We start from the raw sequence: 6,500 nt of genomic DNA, 5'->3' as shown, positions 1-6,500 counted from the left end.
TGAGAGATGTATCAAAATACGAGTAATTGAGGGAATACGATCGATCGCCCAATCAGAGATTAGCTCAATTGTGCGATCGAGACGGAGGCTGGGACTAAATTGCACAGCCGTAAGGTACGTAGTTCCGCGAAAAGCGCTCTTTCTCATATATCTCAAAGAGCGCTCAAGCGCAACAACATACCTTTATTAGGGACACGGCAGTGCCGTGTCCCTACCTGTTGCAAAAAATGCTTGACATTCCTACCACTCTATGCTAGGTTAACGAATAGTCTTGTATTTAATCAGTAATCCAATCGCTTCACCTATGTTCGCAACCAACAGCTATTTTTATTTTTGGCATACCCAAGTTCGCCCGGAGTGAATTTACAGATTGCTGTGAACATCCGGGCGAACCGCAGACTAACACCTGCGGTTTTGTTTTTTCTACTTCTTGTCCCAACCACCAATCATCGCAAGCGAAAACAGCAATGACATTATTCAGTAACTGGTATTACGGCTTTTATTTTTGGCCCCGCAGGAGTTCTGGGTAAATTGTCGTGCTGTCTTTTCGCGCCAACCCGGAACTCCTTAAAGGTTCCGGGTTTTTTATTGTCAACCAATCACTCGATTTTCCAGGAGAATTCCATCATGTTAGATGCCAAACTCGCAACCAAATCTCATCCCGAACACCAAACTATAGTCAAACTATCCGAAACCGTCTCAGTCGGCGGCACAGAATTATTAATCGTCGGCGGCCCCTGTACCGTCGAAAGTTCCGAACAAATGGAGACAGTCGCCAGCAAACTCTCAGTTGCACCGGTGCAGGCTTTGCGCGGGGGAGTCTACAAACCCCGCACTTCTCCCTATGCTTTCCAGGGGATGGGAATTGAGGGACTGGAAATTTTAGCTGATGTCAGCCGGCGTTACGGTTTACCCGTGGTGACAGAGGTAATGTCGATCGCCCAAATCGATCCGGTTGTCGCCTATGCTGATATGCTGCAAGTAGGCAGTCGCAATATGCAAAACTTCGAGTTACTAAAGGCGATCGGTCAAGCCGGAAAACCAGTCTTACTAAAACGCGGTTTGTCAGCCACGATTGAAGAATTTGTGATGGCCGCCGAATACATTCTCAGCCACGGAAATCCCGATGTAGTTCTGTGCGAAAGAGGCATCCGCAGCTTCGACAATTACACCCGCAATGTCTTAGATTTAGGTACAGTCGTAGCGCTAAAACAGTTAACTCATTTGCCAGTAATTGTAGATCCTTCTCACGCCGCCGGCAAGCGAGAATTAGTCGCATCTCTAGCAAAAGCAGCGGTTGCTTGCGGTGCTGACGGGTTAATTGTTGAGTGTCACCCGCAACCCGAAAAATCGGTTTCTGACGCGCGGCAAGCTCTTTCTTTGCCGGATATGATTGATTTAGTCGCAAGTTTGCGGCCTGTGGCGGCGGCCGTCGGGCGGTTCGTACCGGAGGCTAAGTCATTAGTTATTAGTCATTAGTTATTAGTCATTAGTCATTGGTTATTGGTCATTAGTCATTAGTCATTAGTCATTGGACTTAATATTTCTTTCAAGAAAAGTTGGACGGGCTAGAAGCCCATCCCACAAACTTTTTTTTCTTGTGGGATGGGCTTCTAGCCCGTCCCAAAAACAGACTTCTAGCCCATCCCACAAATTTTTTTTCTTGTGGGATGGGCTTCTAGCCTGTCCCAAAAACCGAAATTTGATTAAAATAAAAGCAGAATCAATCCTGTCATCTACAAGATATCGCTTAATTATGGCACTCAAACTTCATGTTCCCTCGATCGTCTGTTCCGGCTGCGGAAACACTATTACCGAAGCCATCAAAACCGTGGAACCGGAAGCTAAGATTGATGTGGATTTAGCGGCCAAGACTGTGACTGTGGAAGCTAAAGCCTCGGAAGAGTCTATTAAACAAGCTGTGGTTGCTTCCGGTCACACTGTTCTAGAAGCCTAATAGTAGGATAACCCCTGGTTGGCAGTCAGGGCTGATGTACAGATAATCGCTTGCATGAATCTTTGGTTGGGGAGGGCGAGTTTACACATATTCTGGATGTGCATCATAGATGTTGGTGAACTCGCCCCTACAGCATCCGCGCATAGACAACTGACAACTGACAACTGACAACTGACAACCAACAACTGACTAATTAAGATTCTTCGTCCAAATGTTCGGCGACTGCTTGGTAAAGTTCTAAAACGTGCCGATCGAGTAAACTATAAAAAACTTGTCTGCCAACTTTGCGATAACTTACCAACCGTATCGCCCGCAACGCCCGCAACTGGTGCGATACAGCCGATTCGCTCATGCTCAAAGCCGCCGCCAAGTCGCACACGCACAATTCTTGATTTGCTAACACCGACAGTAATCGCAAGCGGTTCGCATCTCCCAAAAGACTGAAAAACTCTGCCATCCGCTGGGCTTTTGCTGTGTTCAGCACTTGTGTTTGGATGTCTCCAACCCGTGAACTTTCAACTACGCGCGATCGCCCGCAGGTTGGTGTATCGTTTTCTTGGTCAGGCTGACTTATCGCTCCGTTAACCGCAGACTTCGGTGACATCTTTTCCCGGCTGATTTTAATTCTCATTTTCATATTAGCGCGATCGACCCACCTTTTGTTACAAAACTTTTACATCTCCTTGACATATATCTGAATATATGTTCAGATATTAATAGAGCGAAACACACCAGGAGAATTTAAAATGACCACTGTCACCCAAATGAAATGCGCGTGCCCTTCTTGTTTGTGCGTTGTCAGCCTCACTGAAGCGATCGAAAAAAGCGGCAAATCCTACTGTTCGACTGCTTGCGCTGACGGACACCCCAACGGTAGCGGCTGCGGCCACATCGGCTGCGAGTGCAGCAAATAAATATTCCGATTCCGAAAAGGTTAAGGAACCTCTGTAAAAATATATCTAAGGGGAGATGCGAACAGCGCATTTCCCAATTTTTGTGTTTTTAGGTTAAATTGAGGTTAAAATACGGGTAATCAAAGGTTAAAAGTAGTTTAATCGACTAAGTACACAGGGAAAAATCACAATTGTTACCTGGGGAATACAATCAAAGTAAGTTAGCGTCGCAATACTAAGTGCAAAGACTACTATTAATAGCAGAGACAGAACCAAAAGTTGAATTAGGAGGGGGCAATGAAAGAGCGGGAAGATTTTTTACATCCTCGCAGTCGCTACTACGGTGATTTCACGCCTGAAAACTTGGCGTTTAATGCCAACTTGCAGGAATTTGCTCAGAAAATAACTTATATTTGCTCTCTGGAAACAGGGGGTAAAATTAGCGCCGAGAAAGCCTATAAAGATATTAAGGCGCTTTGGAAAGACTTAAAATCGTCTAAGAAGCAATTGGGAATTGGACAAAAACCCCCCAGTACCGATGACGGCAATTTGCCTTAAATTCATCGCAGATAAGACGGCGGTTGAAACCACACCTATAAAAACCAAGTCCGCACTTCGAGTTCGCGAGCGCGACCGCCTCCGCGGTGTAAAGAAAATAATATAATTTTAACTGTCTTCAAACCGCGGAGGCGGTTTTTGTTTGTCTAGACGCGGTTTCAACCGCCGACTTTTCTATGGTTTAGAAGTTGGTGCTACTTCTCCTGCAAACCGAGTACAATTGCCGCCGAGGCCGGAGGTAATTGCACAAGTATTAGTTTTTAGCATTCCTTCATAGGTATCAGCGCCAGTACCTCGGCCGCCCAACTCGTCGCTATAAAGTTCTTTGTCGGAAATTTTGACATTTGCTTCCCTCGCTACAGTCTGCATTAATTTCGGATTAGTCGTGGTTTCTACAAAAATTGTCGGAACTCCTGCTGTCTTAATTTCTGATGATAATTCGGCAATTCTGGCGGCTGTGGGCTGTTCCTCTGTTGTCACTCCCTGCAAAACTCCCGCAATCTCTAATCCGTAAGCATTGGCATAGTAACTCAGGGCATCGTGAGTTGTAACTAATTTGCGTTTTTGGGCAGGAATTGTCGCTATTTGTGCTTTAATCCAAGTATCTATTTTGGCTAAATCATCTGTTAATTTTGTGGCATTTGTGGTATATAGTTGAGCATTGCTTGGGGAAACTTTGATCAATTCATCGCGAATTGTTTCTACCATGCGGATACCATTTTTAGGATTGTGCCAAACGTGAGGATCGGGGACTTTTTCTTCGGTGGCGTGGGACTTTTCTTGTTCTTTCTCTTTCCCGTGTTCGTGTTCGCCCATCAACGGTTTGGGAACGGCGAGTTCGTGTACGGCGATTTTGGGTGCGGAATTACTGCTGGATTTAATTAATTTAATGATGCTGGGTTCGTGGTTGTAGCCGCCGTATAAAATTAGATTTGCTGTTTCAATGACTTTGCGGTCTTCTGGCTTGGTTTGGTAGGCGTGGGGGTCTTCTCCGGGTTCGATTAGACAGGTGGTGTCGATCGAACTTTGAGCAATTTCCTTAGTAATGTCGCAGATGACACCAGTCGTACACCCAACCAGTCCGCAGGCGATCGCCAAAACCGCCACACCGCACAATCTGCTGCTTTTTTCCGTCAAGTTTTTTAACATTTCACCTTTGGAACGATAATCGTTATTACTTTTAGAGTTATCCTATTGTAGTAGCTAGAAATAAGAATCGTTCTCAAAATCTGGAATTATGTTAGAAGTGCAAGACTTGGCTGTGAATTATCGAGGAATTTCGGCCCTCAACGGCGTGAATTTTCAGTTAGATCCGGGACAGTTAACTGGTGTCTTCGGGCCCAACGGCGCGGGGAAAAGCACGATGGTGAAGGCGATGCTGGGATTGATTCCGGCTTGTCGGGGGATAGTAAAATATCAGGGGCGGTTGTTGAAGGAACAGTTATCGCGGGTGGCTTACGTGCCGCAACGATCGCAAATTGACTGGGATTATCCAATTACGGTGCACAATGCGGTGATGATGGCGCGGACTGTCCAGACTGGTTGGTTTCGCACTCCCTCGAAGCAGTCGCAAGAATTAGTCAAAGCTGCTTTGCTGCGGGTGGGAATGTGGGATTTGCGCGATCGACAAATTGGCGAACTCTCCGGGGGACAGCAGCAGCGCATATTTTTAGCAAGATCGATCGCCCAACAAGCCGACTTATTCTTCTTCGACGAGCCCTTTAGTGCGATCGACAAAGCCACAGAAGAGATTATCTTCGATATTTTTGCCGAACTCAAAGCTGAAAACAAAACATTGCTAGTAATCAGCCACGATTTAGGCGAAACTTTAAAACAATACGATAATTTATTATTGCTCAACAAGCAGTTAATTGCCACAGGTTCCTGCCGGGAAGTCCTCACCGCCGCCAATATTCAAAAAGCCTATGGATACGATTTAAGTTTAGTTTCCGCGTGACTGGAAAAAGATTTATTTTTAACCGCAGATGAACGCAAATAAACGCAGATAATTATCTTATATCTGCGTTTATCTGTGTTCATCTGCCTCTATCTGCGGTTAAAACAATAAGATTATTGAGGTAAGTAATTAAATGTTAAACATACTAATTGAGCCGCTCAAATTCGAGTTCATGCGAAATGCGATCGCCGTCGGCATTTTGCTAGGAATTGTGTGCGCCGTTGTCGGCTCATACTTAATTGTACAACAAATGGGAATGATGGTAGACATGATTGCCCATTCAGTATTAGCAGGACTGCCAGTGGCATTTTCTTTAGGTTTCAATATTTCCATCGGCGCATTTATATCAGGAATCATCAGCGCCGTAATTATGGCATGGATTCAATCGCAATCCCGGATTAAAATAGATGCTGTTATGGCATTAATTTTATCTACATTTTTAGCAATTAGCGTCACCTTAATTAGCGTCTTGCGGACAACAAAACTAGACTTAGACGGGTTTTTGTTCGGGAATATATTGTCAGTTGCACCGTCTGACGTACAGCAGACTTTTATGATAACTGTAATTATTTTGGTCGCAGTTAAAATCTTTTACAAAGAACTGCTATTCTATACCTTCGACCCGCTAGGAGCACAGGCGTCTGGTTTGCCTGTAAACTGGATTTACTTGGGGATGATTTCGGCGATTACACTGACGGTGGTGGCTAGTTTGCAAACTGTGGGCGCACTGTTAGTAATTTCGCTATTAATCGGGCCAGGAATTACGGCGTATTTGTTGGTAAAAGAGTTACATTTAATGATGGGATTGGGCGCAATTATTGGAATTACAGCTAGTGTGACTGGAATGTATCTTAGCTATTATTTTAATATGCCATCTGGTGCAGCAATTGTCTTAGTTGTTTTTGGATTATTTTTAATGGCTTTGCTGTTCAGTCCCAGTCAAGGAATTTTGACAAGAAAGAGAGGAGAATGAGCGAGGGCGGGCGGGTTTTGTTCTGAGATTGTTTGCGAGTGTCACAATCACTAGCTAAACCCGCCCTACAAATATGCCTTTTTTACCAGAAAGAAGCTGTCAACTGTCAACTGTCAACTGTCAACTGTCAACTGAAGCTTACTTAGCTTGACAATAGGTTTC

General features: G+C 44.8%; 8 protein-coding genes. 6 read left to right on the top strand and 2 right to left on the bottom strand.

The annotated features are described in order from the left end of the window. Positions 1-606: 606 nt before the first annotated feature. Positions 607-1,479 (top strand): 3-deoxy-7-phosphoheptulonate synthase, encoded by an 873-nt coding sequence (aroF, locus tag JGK20_RS33120; RefSeq protein WP_293233650.1) that lies wholly within the window; start codon positions 607-609, stop codon positions 1,477-1,479. A 277-nt stretch (positions 1,480-1,756) separates the two neighbouring features. Further along, a complete protein-coding gene (locus tag JGK20_RS33115; RefSeq protein WP_293146624.1) occupies positions 1,757-1,957 on the top strand; it encodes a heavy-metal-associated domain-containing protein in 201 nt (66 codons plus the stop codon). A gap of 193 nt (positions 1,958-2,150) precedes the next feature. Here JGK20_RS33115 and JGK20_RS33110 read toward each other — a convergent pair whose 3' ends face one another. Continuing rightward, on the bottom strand, positions 2,151-2,561 hold the full coding sequence (locus JGK20_RS33110) for a metalloregulator ArsR/SmtB family transcription factor (RefSeq protein WP_293233648.1): 411 nt from the start codon (positions 2,559-2,561) through the stop codon (positions 2,151-2,153). A gap of 142 nt (positions 2,562-2,703) precedes the next feature. On the opposite strand from JGK20_RS33110, the gene JGK20_RS33105 reads away from it, so the two are divergent. Further along, positions 2,704-2,871, top strand: coding sequence for a metallothionein (locus JGK20_RS33105; RefSeq protein WP_293185067.1), 168 nt, complete (start codon positions 2,704-2,706; stop codon positions 2,869-2,871). Positions 2,872-3,147: 276 nt separating this feature from the next. Further along, a complete protein-coding gene (locus JGK20_RS33100; protein ID WP_293185068.1) occupies positions 3,148-3,408 on the top strand; it encodes a hypothetical protein in 261 nt (86 codons plus the stop codon). 174 nt (positions 3,409-3,582) lie between these two features. On the opposite strand, the gene JGK20_RS33095 is transcribed toward JGK20_RS33100, so the two are convergent. Then, entirely contained in the window at positions 3,583-4,557 is a 975-nt protein-coding gene (locus tag JGK20_RS33095; protein WP_293233646.1) for a zinc ABC transporter substrate-binding protein, read from the bottom strand. An 88-nt stretch (positions 4,558-4,645) separates the two neighbouring features. On the opposite strand from JGK20_RS33095, the gene JGK20_RS33090 reads away from it, so the two are divergent. Continuing rightward, positions 4,646-5,365, top strand: coding sequence for a metal ABC transporter ATP-binding protein (locus JGK20_RS33090; protein ID WP_293193084.1), 720 nt, complete (start codon positions 4,646-4,648; stop codon positions 5,363-5,365). Between the two features lie 133 nt (positions 5,366-5,498). Beyond that, complete coding sequence (locus tag JGK20_RS33085; RefSeq protein WP_293198285.1) at positions 5,499-6,338, top strand: metal ABC transporter permease; 840 nt, start codon at positions 5,499-5,501, stop codon at positions 6,336-6,338. Positions 6,339-6,500: the final 162 nt, after the last annotated feature.

Origin of the sequence: Microcoleus sp. PH2017_05_CCC_O_A (genome assembly GCF_020738785.1) — a bacterium.
In the GTDB taxonomy this organism is placed as follows: domain Bacteria; phylum Cyanobacteriota; class Cyanobacteriia; order Cyanobacteriales; family Microcoleaceae; genus Microcoleus.
The sequence above is the reverse complement of the archived record's forward strand: the minus strand, read 5'-3'. Positions and strand labels throughout refer to the sequence as shown.